Raw genomic sequence first — 15,508 nt, 5'->3', positions numbered from 1 at the left:
ATTTATTCATTTAACTTTACTCATAGTTAAGTAGTCTTTTAACTTTCGCATATCGTCTTCTATTGCAGCCTTTAGCTTTTGATTGTAGAAGATAGAGGCTGGGTGAAAAGTTGGGAAAATGGTGTAGGTTTGATCGGATGGAATGTATCGATTGCTGTTCAGTGATTCTAGCTTAAGGATTTTTGATTGAAAGGGGGTTCCATGAATATCCGTTAAGCGCTCCTTCATACCTGTCACCCTTCTAAAAGCGACTCCTCCTAATGTGACAATCACCTTAGGAGCTACATCCTCTATTTGTGCGTCGAGCAACGGTGCATGTGCCAAAATTTCTGCTTGATTCGGTGTACGATTCCCACGCTGTTCGATTGGTTTATCGTAACCCGGTTTTGATTTTTGATAGGGACGGCTACGTATCACACTCGTTATGTACACATCCGCTCTTGTTAAACCTAGCCAGGTAAAATAGTCATCCATAACTTGGCCCGCTTTGCCGATAAAGGGTCTATTCTCAATAACTTCTTGTCGACCTGGTGCTTCCCCTATAAGCATAATCTCTGCGTCTTTTTTACCTGCTCCCATTAGGAATCCAGTACACGCGTATGGTTCCATCCGTTTTTTACATATTTGAATCAATTCGTTTGTTAGCTTTCTTTTTGTACTGATTGTTCTCCCCTCCTAAAAAAACAAATACCACCTAACAAAGGTGGCACATTGTTCTATCTAAATTGTTCGTATATCTTACTTATATCTTACAATGATCATGTTGTTCTCGAAGCCTAGCTCGTTCAATAATTAAAATAATTTGAGTAATGGAGCGCTTGCGTAATCGCTCATCATTCGCCTCAATCACTCTTTTTTGTAAGCGCTTAACATCAGCAGTTTCAGCATCATTTAAAAAATCCAGGTGTCCCACCTGTAAGCTCCTCCCTGCTTATAACTTTCCATTTATTCTATTCTAGTATAACCGATTGTGAGACTAAAAAAAAGAAAGGAAAGCAATTTGTCTAGTTAAAACAAAAGAACTTTCCTTACTAGTATAGCCTTCAACTATCCATTATAAACCTATTGCTTTTCGCGATTATAGACCGTTTCTCCATTGATCAACGTTTGTTCTACCTTAGCCATAAGCTGAAACGGGGAATCGTTCCAAATGACCAGATCAGCATCTAGTCCTTCTTTTAGTGAACCGACCTGATCAGCTAGTCCTATGTGAACAGCTGCTTGGCTAGTGATTGCCTTTAAGGCCGTTTCTTCAGATAATCCATGATTTACAGCCGTTTTTACTGTTGTTAATAAATGATCAATCGTAACAACTGGATGGTCAGTAGTCATAGCAAACGGAATATTACGTTCTTCAAACAGAACCATCGTATCCCACGCTTTGTTTGCAAGCTCTTGTTTTGATTTTGCTGACATGGTTGGTCCTACTGCAATGGGAACAGGGTTGTTTGCAAGGTGATCTACGATTAAATGACCCTCTGTGCAATGCTCAATCGTGACATCTATATTAAATTCATTTTTTATACGAAGCACCGTTGCAATATCATCCGCACGGTGCGCATGAACTCTAAGTGGAATCTCACGACGAATCACTTTTGCAAGTTGTTCTAAGCCAAGATCACGTGATGTCACCGTACCATTTTCAAGTGACTTCTGGTAATCCTCTGCTCGCATTAATTCTTTTCGTAATAGACCTGCTACACCCATACGTGTAACTGCAGACTTTCCTTTTGACCCATGAACTTTTTTAGGGTTTTCACCTAACGCAGCTTTCATACCCGATGGACTCTTTATAACCATTTCATCTACCACATGCCCAATCGTTTTAACGGCAACGATTTCGCCACCAATGACATTTGCGCTACCAGGTAAAATTTGAACCGTTGTGACACCATTTTTCCTTGCTTCTATAAAACTTTTATCTTGTGGGCTAATTCCGTCTAATGAACGGACATATGGTGTAGATGCATCTGAGGTTTCATTAAAATCATGTCCCTCAATCCCAAGTCCTTCAGGATGCACACCTAAGTGGGTATGTACATCTATTAAACCAGGTGTTACATATTTACCTGAAAGATCAATGATTTCAGCTTCAGAGGGTATCGTTACATCACGACCAATGGCCTCAATTTTTCCTCCATTTATAACAAGCTGTGCTTCTTCTATGTATTCAAATCCTGTCCATACCGTTGCGTTAATATAGGCTTTCATTCTGCCACACCTCTCTATTTCATTCTTTACTTCGTGTTACGAAGGATAAGGTTAATTTTAGACTGACTTTCTTTTGAAAGTCAGTCTACTAGATTTACTTTTGATCCATATATTTTTGTAGTTCGTTCATCACTTTCTCAGCGCCTTCTGGACTAAGAATAATGTGGCCATCTGCTAGAGAAATGTTGTCATCTGAGCTTTCTCCAGTCACCATGCATGCACGGTACGGCTGATACTTCTCAAGAATGATTTGCTCCCCATCAACTAAGATCGCTAGAGGCGTCTTGATTTCAATTTCAAGCATATTTCTTAATTCTTTTGGTATAACAATTCTTCCAAGTTGGTCAAGCTTACGAACAATACCTGTTGATTTCATGTTAAATCACGACTCCTTCTATTCAATCTTTTTCCGCATTCTTTGTTGCTACAATTGAGGGACGATTCCAGAAAAACGGAAGTGACTGACAACTCATTGTATGCCCTTTTATTTTATATCACATCAAAGTCTTTTAACAGAGAAATTGGTAAAATACTCTTTTAACACTCGAATGGTAATAGGTTAATTCCATTTTTTTCATATTCATAAAATAGATTTCTAAATTGTAACGATAAAATGTTAAGTTATCAGACTTTTGACATAGCGTGATGTACATACCCCAAGCACAACAAAAAAAGCTCTATCACCTGAGTGAGAGAGCTTTAATCATTAAGATGCTGGATATACACTAACTTGCTTACGATCACGACCAACACGTTCGAATTTCACAACGCCGTCCACTTTCGCAAAAAGAGTGTCATCTCCACCTTTTCCAACATTCGTTCCAGGATAGATACGAGTACCACGCTGGCGAACAAGGATGCTTCCGCCCGTTACAGATTGACCATCTGCACGCTTCGTACCAAGACGTTTAGACTCAGAGTCACGACCGTTCTTTGTACTACCTACCCCTTTTTTGGATGCGAAAAATTGTAGATTCATTTTCAACATGAAAATTCACCTCCTGTCTGTTATGGATATGAATGCTTCATATTCTTCTTCCATTGATTTAAGTGACAAAACCATTCCTTCAAGAAGAAGCTGCACATCTCTATGCTGCGCTTCCGTTAAAGAGTCTGGCACTGTACAGCTTAAATACCCTCCATCGTCTTCCATTTCAACAATAAGCTCTGTTTGGCATAAGACCTGAACAGCGTTTACTGCGCCAATGGAAACGGCAGAAGCTCCGGCACATACCAAATCATGACCATAAGGACCTGATTCAGCATGTCCCGACATTGAAAAAGATGCAATGCGACCTGTTGCAAGTCGATTTATACGAACTTTAATCATATCAAACCTTACACGTTGATAGCGTCGATCACTACTTTAGTGTATGGCTGACGATGACCTTGCTTACGACGGTAGTTTTTCTTAGCTTTCATTTTGTAAACGATGATTTTTTTGTCACGGCCGTGTTTTTCAACTTTACCAGTAACAGTAGCACCTTCTACTAATGGAGCTCCAACTTTTGTTTCATCTCCACTAACGAAAAGAACTTTATCAAACGTTACCACTTCATCAACATCAGCAAAAAGCTTTTCGATGTAGATTGTGTCTCCAGCTTGAACCTTTAACTGTTTTCCACCTGTTTCAATAATTGCGTACATATCTGCACCTCCTTATATACTCAGACTCGCCATTTCAGGTAAGGAAACAAAGTCCCTTTTAAAAACCTGTTCCGAGCGGTTGTAGTTCTTTGGGTGCAACCAAATCACTAACATGTTCCATCATATCACAAACAAAAATATGAAGTCAATATAATTTCGCACGTCCGAACAGGTTTAATGCGTGCTTATGAGGCGCTCTGCTTCAGCTTTTTCTCCTACATATTGAATCGCATACGAGTGGGAATGAGAATTGTTTGGGTGCACAGTAAAAAGCTCAAATCCAAGCGTTTGCTCAAGACGGTTTTTATGTTCGTCTCCTTCCCCAAAAAGAATCGGTTGAACCTGCCTCGGAAGTTCAATCACAACAGCCTCTGCCTGATCACGATACTCCCAAAGCTCTCTTTCAATTTTAAAGGCTAATGATTCCATTGAAAGAAGATAGCCTGTCCCTCTGCAAACCGGGCATTCTGTTTGTAAACTTTTTTGCAGACTCTCTTTTACTCTCTTCCGCGTAACCTCCATAAGACCCAGCTTTGTTAAACCTCGTACACTTGTTTGTGTCCGGTCTTTTCTTAGTGTTGCCTCAAGTGCCTTGGTAAGCTTAGCTTTATGTGCCTCGTTTCGCAGATCAATAAAATCAATTAGGATGATTCCCCCAAGATCGCGAAGACGCATTTGTCTGCAAATCTCATCTACTGCTTCCAAATTCACCTTTAATACAGTATCCTCGAGCTTGGTTTTCCCAGTGAATTTGCCTGTATTCACATCCACTACCGTCATTGCTTCTGTTTGATCAAACACCAAAAACGCTCCACTTTTCAACCAAATTTGTCGCCTAGTAGCAAGGTCGAGCTGCCGATCAATTCCAAATGCAGAAAAGATATTTTGCCGATCACGATATAAGGTTGTTTTTACAGAGAGCTGCATAAACGCTAAAAACTGATCAATTCGTTTTTTTCCAGCCACATCATCCACAACGATTTCGGTCAGACCGCTTGATGCATAGTCCTTTATCGTTTGATCTATAAAACCTGGGGCAGGCAAAATCAGTGCAGGTACTCGCTTTGACTTAGCGTTCTGCACAGCTTGCTGCCACTCTTTTCGTAATTCCTCTAATTCTGCAACGAGAGCTGATTCCGTTTGGGCTTCAGCTGCTGTACGAAGAATTAAACCCTCTGGATGACTCACCCACTGTTCAGCCTTTAATCTCCATTGCTCTCTACTCTCAGATGTCTTAAATTTCTTAGACACTGCAATATACTCACTATGAGGCAGATACACCAAGTGGTGGCCTGGTACAGTTACGACATTTGTTACCCGACACCCTTTAGTCCCAATCTCTTCTTTTGTCACCTGAACGATTAGTTCTTCTCCTTGATGAACATAATGAGAAATGCTTTTATCCTTCTTTTTTTCACTACTCTCCTGACTACAATAAAAGGAGAGTAGATCATCTCTATATAGGAACGCATTTTTCTCACGACCGATATTCACAAATGCTGCTTGCATTCCCGGAAGAACCTTCTCCACTCTTCCCTTATAGATCGCACCCACTATTCGGTGTTGATGTGGCTGCTCGATCATCAAATCGACAACTTGCTCATTTTCTATAACAGCAGCTCTTTTTTCACGTGTCGCTGCATTAATGACTAGCTTACCCACTAAGAAGACACTCCCTCTATTCCCTATCTAAACCTATTGTACCTTAACTTCAATGGAATTTATACGTGGAGGGACTGTCGTTAACGAGTGTAGTGGCTCCGTCAGCTTTCGATCAAATAGTGCTTGCAAAACGAGAGACTCTGACACTTGCTGCTTCTGATTTTCAAAAATGAATTCATGTCGATAGCCTCGTCTTAATAATCGCACGGCTTCACGAACTGAAAGATTTGGTGAAACGGCTACACCCAGTGGTTTGGCCTCAACATTCGGCAGATGATTTCTCTCTGTTAAAAAACGCATAAAGCGGTAATGCCGTTGTTTCCATTCAAGATAGTTGTTAATAATCAAAAATAGTAAAACAAGAACCATGTTTAAATGAAATGGAAGAATGAATGTGCATATCGCCACAATGAATAAAACGGACACCGAGCTAATGATTGATGCAAGATGTGCTTTTTTGTAAGACCATCGTTCCATAAACCATAGCTGGACCAGCTTCCCGCCATCCAAAGGAAGGATAGGGAGAAGATTAAAACAGAGTATCACCAGATTGTGCCATACAAACAATTCGTGCCAGTAAGCAGACCAACCTCCTGTTTGAACGAGTAAAAAGGAGAGGGCAATCATCCAGAGATGCTGAATGGGCCCTGCCAGAATTACAATCAATTCCTCTTTAATCGGTTTGTTGCCACTCTCTTCTACCTCCGCAACTCCTCCAAATGGAAGGAGCTCAATCTTGCGTAGCTTCCACTTAAAATGGACCGCCGCTGCTGCGTGTCCTAGCTCGTGAATAAAGACGATAAAAAATAGTAAGATCGCTTCTCTAAAATACCCCGTAAGAAGCCCGATTGCGAGTACAATCCAAAAAAAAGGGTTAATTCGAACAATCGATAGAAGGCTCCAAACGTTAATCAAACGAAATCACTTCGTTTGGATTAATATATTCTTCGCCCTTCTTAAGAGCGAAATAATAAATCCCTTTATCTCCTTCACTGTTTGACACTGTACCTAACTGACTACCCGCTTGAATGTGATCATAAATATTCACTGTAATTTCATTTAACATTCCATAGGTTGATTCGGTTCCATCATAATGTTGAAGTATGACTGTTTTACCTGTGTCCTCTTTATCAGTGACATCCGTAACATAGCCTCCTGTTGCTGCATGCACCTCAATCCCCTCTCCCGTTTCAATCATTACCCCACGACCGTTTTGATCAAAGTTTTCACGAACAGTTCCAGATGCAGGTACTGCATAGGGCGTGACCTTTACTGGTGGTTCTTTCACTTGAGTTGGCTCTTGTTCAGTGGAAGGTAAAAGTGCAATAGGTCGTCCAAAATTTGATTCGTACCAATTGCTAATGGCCGCAAACTGAAACTCCTGCTCGAATGTGTGACTAACTGCCTTTTTAATTGGGTTTAAGCTGGCTTGTTCGTTCTGATAAATAATGAGTAATCCAACAAAGACCAAGGTACAAAAAAAGGTGCGTAAAACAAAGGTACCTGACGTGAACGAGTTTTGTGGTGGTGGTTCATTCTCTGCTTTAACAGGGAAGCTTTCTTTTACTTTTGATTCGCTTGGTCGTATTCTTGTAAAAGAGGTTGGTCCCTTTTGATTGTTCCGATTTGCTTTGCGTTTTGCCTCCATACGTTTGCGAATGTGCTGTAGCTCTTTTGACACCATGCCACGCTCCTTATCCTAGCAAATATGCTTGTTCTCTACTTTATGACTGTAGATACAGGAGTATGTCCATTCGCTCTAGATGAAGACGGTTGATTAAAAGAAAGATCGGGAAAAGAATGAGGATGATACTAAAAAAGGAGTGAGTTCAATGAATAAAAGACAGCTTGGTTCTTCTGACTTGACGATAAGTGAACTAGGTCTTGGAGGAATGTCATTAGGAACAGATGTAGCGAAAGCCACGTCTATTGTCGATGAGGCAATTGACCAGGGTGTAAATTATATTGATACCGCTGATCTATATGATCAAGGAGAGAATGAAGAGATCATTGGAAAAGCCATTAAGTCTCGTCGAAAAGACTTAATCCTAGCCACAAAGGGTGGAAATCGTTTTGAAAAAGGAAAAGAAGGTTGGGAGTGGGATCCTTCCAAAAAACATATTCAACAAGCCGTAAAGGATAGTTTAAGCCGGCTACAAACGGACTACATTGATCTGTATCAGCTCCATGGTGGCACAATCGATGATCCCATCGACGAAACGATTGAAGCGTTTGAAGAATTAAAACAAGAGGGAGTTATTCGTGAATACGGAATTTCATCCATTCGTCCAAATGTCATTCGTGAATATCTTAAAAAATCTTCTATAGTGAGTGTCATGATGCAGTATAGCTTACTTGATCGTCGACCTGAAGAGTGGTTTGATCTGCTCTCTAAGCATCAAGTAAGTGTAGTGACAAGAGGTTCCATTGCCAAGGGGATCTTAAGTAATCGACCATTACATGAAAACAAGTCTTTATCAGATAAGGGATACTTAAGCTACACAACCAGTGAGCTTGAAACACTACAGAATGAGCTTAAGGAGCGCTTTGGAAGCGATCGCTCACTAATAGATGTGGCCTTCCATTATAACTTAGCACACACACCGGTTGCTTCTGTGATTGCAGGAGCAAGTAGTTCAGAACAAGTACGCGATCAAATCCAAGCGGTGCAAACGGCTGGGCTGACGGTAGAAGAAATTACATGGCTTAAGTCCGTTACAAAAACCGATTTGTATGAGCAGCATCGTTAAAAAATACGAACGAGCCTGGGACATAATATGAATGTGGATTGCAAAACACAAACGTTGCACAATAGCCGCTGCAGGAGAATCCCTCGCACCCACAAGAACGGCCTCAGCCCCCTCCGCGGGAAAAGCGCCGCTACAGTGTCTTCACCACGTTTTGTTCCGCAGGAGTCTCGGGTTCTCCCTCTCGTTCAAATAAAATCAGGAATGGCGAATGATTCGAAGTTGAATCATTCGCCATTTTTTCATGAATTATTAGTTATGTCTCAAGCTCCGTCTCTTTCCTATTTAAATCGGTTTCATAGGTTCTTGTTTAAGAAACCGTCAAGATCATACATCTACCTACAAAGTTCGATTGAATTTCGATGAAGTGACCTCCTTTAATTGACAGTTTGTCTAGTTTTCTATTATGATTACACAGTGTATAGTTTGTTCGGATACAAGCTGAAATGGAGGAGAATGAATGAACAGGCAAAAGCGATCGTCCAAACCAAATTTCTTTTCATTAGCCCGTTCCTTCTCATCAGCCAGCGAACGAACAGCTATAGCAAATACTACCATCGAATGTAGTAAACACATCTACTCGCTTATCCAGGAAGGAAAAATTCAAGAGGAAGAGCTTTGTCATTCTGCCAGGGTTGCTGGTACACTAGCTGCCAAAAATGCAGGACAATTTATTCCGTATTGTCACTCACAAACGGCAGATACTCTTCGAATTGAGTTTACGTGGGATAATCATACATTATCGATACAATCCTTCGTTCAAGCGAAAACATCAACCTCTCTTGATACCCTTGCTATGATTGCCGTTTCTACTGCGGCTCTTACCATCTTTGATGTGTGCAAGGAGTATGATAAGGGCATGGTAATTGGTCCTACTTATTTATCTCGTAAAAGCGATGACTCTAAATAAATACATACAAAAAGCCAGCAGTCCTAACTGCTGGCTTTTCATTTGCCATTTAAGCATCTAAGATTTTTAAAGATTCACGATTGAACGCTGGAATATCATCAGGTGTGCGGCTTGTTACGAGATTGCCACCACATACAACCACTTCTTCGTCTTTAACAGTGGCCCCGGCATTTTCAAGGTCTTTTAAAATAGAAGTGAACCCAGTCACCGTGCGTCCTTTAAGAACATCTGCATTCACTAATAATTGTGGACCATGACAAATGGCGAAGATCGGCTTACCTGCGTCTGCAAACTCTTTTGTAAAAGCAACAAACCGTTCATCGGCACGTAAGATATCAGGTGAGAAGCCTCCTGGTAGAAGAAGAGCATCAAAATCTTGAGGACTTACTTCAGTGATTGCCTTATCGATCGTTACCTTTTCATCTCCTTGTTTCCCAGTAACGGTCTTACCACTCTCGTTCTCAATCGTTGTGATGGAATGACCAGCTTCTTTATATGCTTTAACCGGATCTGTATACTCAACATCCTCAAAATAATCTGTAATTAGAACTGCTATGTTTTTACCCATTCTCTATCACTCCTATATCTGTTGTTACTAGAAGTGTACCCGGTGGACATAGAGCTAAACGTAAGAATCATTCATAATAAATATTCCTAATTAACTGATACTTTTACAATCAATAAAAAAGGCAAACTCTGCATTAACTGCAGGGTTTGCCTCCTATCATTTTATCGAACTCTAAAGAAGTTCTTGATTTTCGCTAGCATCCCTTTTTGCTCATCAAACGATTGAAGTGGAACATTCTCCCCTAAAATCCGTCTAGCAATGTTGCGATAAGCAATAGATGCCTTACTTCCATTATGTAATGCAATCGGTTCGCCTTTGTTCGAGTACTTAATGACTTCATCGTCATCAACAACAATGCCAATTAGCTCAATTGCAAGAATCGCTGCAATTTCATCGACATCCATCATTTCTCCATTTTGCATCATGTGCCCACGAATACGGTTAACAACGAGTCTAGGCGCCTCAATGTCCTCTTTTTCTAGCAAACCAATAATACGGTCCGCGTCACGTACTGCAGATCGTTCAGGTGTGGTAACAACAATGGCACGATCGGCACCAGAGATTGCATTTTTGAAGCCTTGTTCAATCCCTGCAGGACAATCAATAATGACATAATCGTATTCTTGCTTTAGCTCTTCAATAATCGTTTGCATTTGCGTTGGATCCACAGATGTTTTATCTTTTGTTTGAGCAGCAGGTAATAAAAATAAGCACTCAAACCGTTTATCCTTTATTAACGCTTGCTTTAAGCGACAACGGCCTTCAACCACGTCAACTAAATCATAAATAATCCGATTCTCAAGGCCCATTACAACATCGAGATTACGCAAGCCGATATCTGTATCCACCAGACAGACTTTTTTATTTTGCAAAGCCAATGCGGTCCCAACGTTTGCGGATGTGGTTGTTTTTCCTACTCCGCCTTTTCCGCTTGTAATTACAATCGCTTCTCCCACATGTATTCCCCTTTCTCTATAGATCCCTTTACTCCTCGATCAGTTGACTTGTATTTGATGTAAGCTCTGGTCGAATGTGTGCTAACCTCTGTACACGTTCAAGTACAAACTCGGAGGTAGCATCCTTTAAAAACGCGGTTTCCATAAATGTATCTTCATGGTCAATATCAGCAAAGCTGTAGATTTCAGAAGCAATCCGTAATTGAACAGGTGCCATTAACGATGCAGTAATAACCGCCTGACGATTCCCTTCATATCCTGCATGAGCAATGCCCTTTAACGCTCCGAGAACATGAATACTGCCAGTTGCCATCAATGTTCCACCTGGATTAATATCACCAACGAGAAGCACATCTCCACGCACCTTTAATACTTGCCCTGAACGAACAATACGCGTCAACGTTAAAAACTGACTCTCTTGTTGCCGTCTTTCTGCTTCTTCAATGGAAATGACGGTTGATTCAATGGCTTCAATTGTCAAGCCACGGTCTTCCGTAATAACACTTCTTAGTTCTGCTTCTGACTCGTCGGATAAATATCTACGCCCGACATCTACTCGTACACTGACACCTGGACCTTCTTTTTGTTGATAATAATTCGAGTTGAGCTTTTCCTTCAATTCTTCAAGTAAACGATCATAGGAACAATGCTCGTCGAATAAAAAGACAAGACCATCCTTTGTTCCTTTTATCGTTACGAATTGTTTTTTTTGCGTCACCTTCTATTCACCTCAGACACTCTCGTTGCAAACGATGTTCAGATTTTGACTGTTTTAATCGAATTGTGCTTAGAACCCCTCACTACATTCGCCATCGTCTCTGAATAGTCCTCTTTTTCAGGCATAAGAATTAACGTTGACGAAGGTCTGCTTGGTGATTCACATGCATGCAAAGCTTACGAACTGGAATAATGGCTACGATCGCAAAAGCTAGGTTAAAAAGAAGCGTTGGCAGCAAGCGATCCTTTGCAAATTGACCGGCTGACCATTCTGATACGCCAAGCATTTGAATAATACTATATTGATAGTATTCAAAAAAGAGTATAGCCACACATGATAATACGATCGGAACAATGATGCTGTCTTGAATCCTTTTTGTTGAAAATGCAAAGAGATAGCCAATGAAACCTAGCCCAAATGCATAGATACCTAAAAATTCTGTGTACACAATATCATAGATACACCCGAATATTAAACCTAGAATCAGACTTTCTTTACGTCCGATAAAAATACCTACAAATACGATCACTACGATTAGAAAGCGGGGAACCATGACCGCATCCATCTGCAGGAAATTAGCGACTGCGTTCGGTACGATGGTTCCTTCAATAACAAGTAAGAACAGTAATAAGGCTGCAGGGTAGTAACGGCTCACACTTATTCCTCCTCTTCAAGTAAAGAAGGATCCATAGCTTCCGTTCCACGTTCTACTACATATAAGTAACTAAACGCAGAGAAGTCTGCTTCAGGCTTCACATAAGCTGTTTGAGAAAGTCCATACTCATCAAGTTCTACTTCTTCAATCTCTCCAAGAATCAATCCAGCAGGATACACATCCCCAAGTCCGGAAGTTGTGACAATTTGTTCTGGTTCGATATCTGCTTCCACATCAATTTTACGTAAGATTAATAGGTTACGATCTTCATCATACCCTTCAATAAAGCCATATCCAGGGATGTCTTCTCCATCCATAATTTGCGCTGATACTTGGTTAGATGGGTCGTTATCTGATAGAAGCTGGACATAGGAGGTGAATTTAGATGTTTGTTTCACCTTTCCAACCAGTCCTCCGTTTGAATCTACGACCGCCATGTCAGCAGCAATATTATGGTCTGAGCCTAAGTTAATTCCTACATATTGTGTCCAACGATCCGGATTCCGATGAATAACCGTTGCCGGTCGTTTCACATAATCATTTAACGTATCCTGCAAATCAAGCATGTCCTGCAAGGTTTCGTTTTCATTTGCTAGCTGATTACGCTCAACAGAAATTTGGGCGTACTCATCTAGCCTTGATTTAAGTAATTGATTTTCTTCGTAGATATCTTTAATATCACGAACATTTTCAATAAATCCACCAATGGCGTGTGCTGGTGTGGAAAAGAGATTTTGAACCCATCCAACGGAGTCCCGAACAAGCTGCTCAGGACCTGTTGGATTTTCTCTTCCACTTGTTGAGTAGCCAATTAAGGCAACCAGTATAATTAAACTTACAAGTAAAATAATTAATTTCTTATTTGAAAAAAAAGATGGCACTTAGATCACCCACTTACGATTTCCGATCAGAACGAGACGTTATACCCGCTTTTGAACGAAACAAATGTAAATTCTCTAAAGCGCGCCCTGTTCCAATTGCTACACAATCAAGTGGATCTTCTGCAACGATCACTGGCATATTCGTTTCATCGCTTAATACGCGATCCAAATTACGTAGCAATGCTCCACCACCGGTCATCACAATGCCGCGGTCCATAATGTCTGCCGCAAGCTCTGGTGGTGATTGTTCTAACGTATTTTTCACAGATTCAACAATGGTTGAAACCGTATCTGCTAATGCTTTTGAAATCTCTTCACCAGTCACTGTAATGGTTTTCGGTAAGCCTGATACAAGATCACGACCACGAATGTCCATATCAATCGCTTCTTCAGGAGAATTAGCAGAACCAATCTCAAGCTTTAAGGTCTCTGCTGTCCGCTCTCCAATCATCAGACTATACGTTTTTTTCACGTATTGAATGATGGCATCGTCCATTTCGTCACCAGCTACACGAATGGATTGACTTGTCACAATTCCACCAAGGGAAATAATCGCTACCTCGGTTGTTCCACCACCAATATCAACCACCATACTTCCGGTTGGTTCCCATACAGGCAGGTCCGCACCGATTGCAGCAGCAAACGGCTCTTCTAATGTATAAGCTTCCTTTGCACCAGCTTGTTTTGTCGCATCTTCCACTGCACGCTTTTCAACTGCAGTAATTCCACTCGGTACACATACCATAACCGATGGCTTACGAGTAAACACAGAACGATTTTTCTGTGCTTGACGAATGAAATATTTAAGCATGGTAGCTGTTGTATCAAAGTCAGCAATGACGCCATCCCTCATCGGACGAATCGCAACAATATTTCCTGGTGTGCGTCCAATCATATTCTTTGCATCATTTCCAACCGCTTCGATTGAATTTGTATCTGTACGCAATGCAACAACCGATGGCTCTCGCAAAACGATCCCTTTTCCTTTTGTATATACAAGCGTATTCGCTGTTCCTAAGTCAATTCCAATATCTCTTGAAAACCCACCAAACATCTATGTATCTCCCTTCATGACAGATCCGAAATCATAACCTTTATTATATCGAATAACAAAGGAAAAAAATAGCCTAATCTTACCCCAAGAAAGAATATAAGCCTTTATACTCGGATCAACCCACTTGTTTACTGTACTCTTTACACAATCGGCCCTTATCCTACATGGCCTTGCTCCTTTAAACTGATAAATGTGCGATCTCCTATAATAATGTGGTCAAGTAATTCAATGCCTAATACGCGCCCAGCTTCGTAGAGCCGTTTTGTCACATCAATATCTTCCCGGCTAGGGCTTGGATCACCACTCGGATGATTATGCAGACATATGATAGAGGCTGAGGAACGCCTAAGTGCTTCTTTAAATACCTCTCTTGGATGAACAATACTTGCGTTTAAGCTACCTATGAAAACCGTATGGCGAAAAATGACCTGGTTTTTTGTATTTAAATACAAGCAGACAAAATGCTCCTGCTTTAAAAAGCGCATATCCTCCATCACAAGAGAAGAGACATCTTCTGGTGAGCGGATCACATACCGCTCCTTCGTTTGCAAGGTATGGATCCGTCTACCAAGCTCCATGGCTGCACTCAGTTCTACAGCCTTAGCCAATCCAATTCCATCAATTGAACAAAGCTCCTCGATGGTCGCTTCTTTTAATAAATCGAGCCCGTCAAAGGTTGACAATACCTTACCTGCAAGGTCTATGACAGAATCCTTTTTAGAGCCTGTGCGCAGCAAAATGGCGATGATTTCTTGATTTGTTAATACACTAGCTCCTACTTGAAGCAAACGTTCACGGGGTCTTTCTGTTACGGGGACATCTCGAATGAGGAGTGTCAATTAACGTTCTCCTTTCTAACATGCACGGATTTGAGGGGAAACATGTGTTCATTTCACGTTCTTTAAAGCTTTGGGTAAATGGAGAAAGGTTGAAGTCTTCTTGCTGTTTCGGCAATGGGTAGTCCCATAACGGAGTAATAATCACCTTTAATTTCTTTTATTAATATTGCTCCTAGCCCTTGAATTCCGTATGAGCCCGCTTTGTCAAAAGGTTCTCCAGAATCGATGTATTGTTCAATCTCTTGATCCGTTAGATCATACATATAGACATCGGTTTGAGTAAAAAAGGATGTGTTATGTGTGTCGGAAATAATGGTAACACCTGTTAATACTTGATGATTGGTTCCAGATAACTGAGAAAGCATGCGTTTCGCTGATTGACGATTTGAGGGCTTTCCAAGGATGACATCATCAATCACAACGATGGTATCCGCACCAATAACGACTGCATCTGGATGCAACGAGAATACAGCTTCTGCTTTCTTTTTAGACAGATGTAAGACCGCGTCTTGTGGCGTCCAGTCTGGCTCAAGTCGTTCGTCCGTTTCACTTGTTCGAATACTAAATTGAAAACCTATTTGCTGAAGTAATTCTTTACGTCTTGGGGAGCTTGAGGCTAAAATAAGTGGTTTCATGAAGGGAACACCTCTACAATCTTTT

At 40.9% G+C, this 15,508-nt stretch carries 20 protein-coding genes and 1 other annotated feature; of the genes, 2 read left to right on the top strand and 18 right to left on the bottom strand.

What is annotated here, in order from left to right; all coding sequences use genetic code 11:
* Nucleotides 1–6: 6 nt before the first annotated feature.
* The 10 genes from JNO66_RS16420 to JNO66_RS20940 all read right to left on the bottom strand — a co-directional run bounded on the left by JNO66_RS16420 (nt 7) and on the right by JNO66_RS20940 (nt 7,201).
* Complete coding sequence (locus tag JNO66_RS16420) at nt 7–633, bottom strand: uracil-DNA glycosylase (protein ID WP_210340915.1); 627 nt, start codon at nt 631–633, stop codon at nt 7–9.
* Nucleotides 634–742: 109 nt separating this feature from the next.
* Nucleotides 743–913, bottom strand: a complete 171-nt coding sequence (locus tag JNO66_RS16415) for a hypothetical protein (RefSeq protein WP_203089975.1) — start codon at nt 911–913, stop codon at nt 743–745.
* A gap of 149 nt (nt 914–1,062) precedes the next feature.
* Nucleotides 1,063–2,211 carry an amidohydrolase gene (locus JNO66_RS16410; RefSeq protein WP_203089972.1) on the bottom strand — a complete coding sequence of 383 codons (1,149 nt, stop codon included), beginning with the start codon at nt 2,209–2,211 and terminating at the stop codon, nt 1,063–1,065.
* A 94-nt stretch (nt 2,212–2,305) separates the two neighbouring features.
* Nucleotides 2,306–2,587, bottom strand: a complete 282-nt coding sequence (locus JNO66_RS16405; protein ID WP_203089970.1) for an AbrB/MazE/SpoVT family DNA-binding domain-containing protein — start codon at nt 2,585–2,587, stop codon at nt 2,306–2,308.
* Nucleotides 2,588–2,917: 330 nt separating this feature from the next.
* Nucleotides 2,918–3,199 (bottom strand): 50S ribosomal protein L27, encoded by a 282-nt coding sequence (gene rpmA, locus JNO66_RS16400; protein ID WP_203089967.1) that lies wholly within the window; start codon nt 3,197–3,199, stop codon nt 2,918–2,920.
* Nucleotides 3,200–3,205: 6 nt separating this feature from the next.
* On the bottom strand, nt 3,206–3,541 hold the full coding sequence (locus JNO66_RS16395; protein WP_203089965.1) for a ribosomal-processing cysteine protease Prp: 336 nt from the start codon (nt 3,539–3,541) through the stop codon (nt 3,206–3,208).
* An 8-nt stretch (nt 3,542–3,549) separates the two neighbouring features.
* A complete protein-coding gene (rplU, locus tag JNO66_RS16390; protein ID WP_143849098.1) occupies nt 3,550–3,858 on the bottom strand; it encodes a 50S ribosomal protein L21 in 309 nt (102 codons plus the stop codon).
* A 12-nt stretch (nt 3,859–3,870) separates the two neighbouring features.
* Nucleotides 3,871–3,949, bottom strand: a sequence feature (ribosomal protein L21 leader region).
* Nucleotides 3,950–4,032: 83 nt separating this feature from the next.
* Nucleotides 4,033–5,520 carry an Rne/Rng family ribonuclease gene (locus JNO66_RS16385; protein WP_273753462.1) on the bottom strand — a complete coding sequence of 496 codons (1,488 nt, stop codon included), beginning with the start codon at nt 5,518–5,520 and terminating at the stop codon, nt 4,033–4,035.
* A 33-nt stretch (nt 5,521–5,553) separates the two neighbouring features.
* A complete protein-coding gene (locus JNO66_RS16380; RefSeq protein WP_203089963.1) occupies nt 5,554–6,435 on the bottom strand; it encodes a M50 family metallopeptidase in 882 nt (293 codons plus the stop codon).
* Nucleotides 6,428–7,201, bottom strand: coding sequence for a peptidoglycan DD-metalloendopeptidase family protein (locus JNO66_RS20940; protein WP_203089961.1), 774 nt, complete (start codon nt 7,199–7,201; stop codon nt 6,428–6,430). Before JNO66_RS20940 ends, JNO66_RS16380 begins: the two co-directional genes overlap by 8 nt.
* Before the next feature lie 151 nt (nt 7,202–7,352).
* On the opposite strand from JNO66_RS20940, the gene JNO66_RS16370 reads away from it, so the two are divergent.
* Together JNO66_RS16370 and JNO66_RS16365 are read left to right on the top strand one after the other, a co-directional pair.
* A complete protein-coding gene (locus JNO66_RS16370) occupies nt 7,353–8,270 on the top strand; it encodes an aldo/keto reductase (protein ID WP_203089959.1) in 918 nt (305 codons plus the stop codon).
* 457 nt (nt 8,271–8,727) lie between these two features.
* The gene (locus JNO66_RS16365; RefSeq protein ID WP_203089957.1) at nt 8,728–9,177 is read left to right on the top strand and encodes a cyclic pyranopterin monophosphate synthase MoaC; all 450 of its coding nucleotides are present in this window, start codon (nt 8,728–8,730) and stop codon (nt 9,175–9,177) included.
* Between the two features lie 49 nt (nt 9,178–9,226).
* Here the strand turns inward: JNO66_RS16365 and JNO66_RS16360 are convergent, their stop codons facing one another.
* The 8 genes from JNO66_RS16360 to JNO66_RS16325 form a co-directional block, all read right to left on the bottom strand.
* Nucleotides 9,227–9,745 carry a type 1 glutamine amidotransferase domain-containing protein gene (locus tag JNO66_RS16360; protein ID WP_203089955.1) on the bottom strand — a complete coding sequence of 173 codons (519 nt, stop codon included), beginning with the start codon at nt 9,743–9,745 and terminating at the stop codon, nt 9,227–9,229.
* 161 nt (nt 9,746–9,906) lie between these two features.
* Nucleotides 9,907–10,701, bottom strand: coding sequence for a septum site-determining protein MinD (minD, locus tag JNO66_RS16355; RefSeq protein WP_203089953.1), 795 nt, complete (start codon nt 10,699–10,701; stop codon nt 9,907–9,909).
* 28 nt (nt 10,702–10,729) lie between these two features.
* Nucleotides 10,730–11,419, bottom strand: a complete 690-nt coding sequence (minC, locus tag JNO66_RS16350; RefSeq protein ID WP_203089951.1) for a septum site-determining protein MinC — start codon at nt 11,417–11,419, stop codon at nt 10,730–10,732.
* A gap of 130 nt (nt 11,420–11,549) precedes the next feature.
* Nucleotides 11,550–12,074: a rod shape-determining protein MreD gene (mreD, locus tag JNO66_RS16345; protein WP_203089949.1), complete on the bottom strand. Its 525-nt coding sequence runs from the start codon at nt 12,072–12,074 to the stop codon at nt 11,550–11,552.
* Between the two features lie 2 nt (nt 12,075–12,076).
* The gene (gene mreC / locus JNO66_RS16340; RefSeq protein ID WP_203089946.1) at nt 12,077–12,955 is read right to left on the bottom strand and encodes a rod shape-determining protein MreC; all 879 of its coding nucleotides are present in this window, start codon (nt 12,953–12,955) and stop codon (nt 12,077–12,079) included.
* 13 nt (nt 12,956–12,968) lie between these two features.
* Nucleotides 12,969–14,009: a rod shape-determining protein gene (locus JNO66_RS16335; protein ID WP_203089943.1), complete on the bottom strand. Its 1,041-nt coding sequence runs from the start codon at nt 14,007–14,009 to the stop codon at nt 12,969–12,971.
* A 155-nt stretch (nt 14,010–14,164) separates the two neighbouring features.
* A complete protein-coding gene (gene radC / locus JNO66_RS16330) occupies nt 14,165–14,848 on the bottom strand; it encodes a RadC family protein (protein ID WP_203089940.1) in 684 nt (227 codons plus the stop codon).
* Nucleotides 14,849–14,910: 62 nt separating this feature from the next.
* The gene (locus JNO66_RS16325) at nt 14,911–15,483 is read right to left on the bottom strand and encodes a Maf family protein (RefSeq protein WP_203089937.1); all 573 of its coding nucleotides are present in this window, start codon (nt 15,481–15,483) and stop codon (nt 14,911–14,913) included.
* Between the last annotated feature and the right edge of the window lie 25 nt (nt 15,484–15,508).

The sequence above is a fragment of the Alkalicoccobacillus gibsonii genome (assembly GCF_016798245.1).
Lineage (GTDB): Bacteria > Bacillota > Bacilli > Bacillales > Bacillaceae_D > Alkalicoccobacillus > Alkalicoccobacillus gibsonii.
This window is presented reverse-complemented; position numbering and strand designations above follow the sequence as displayed.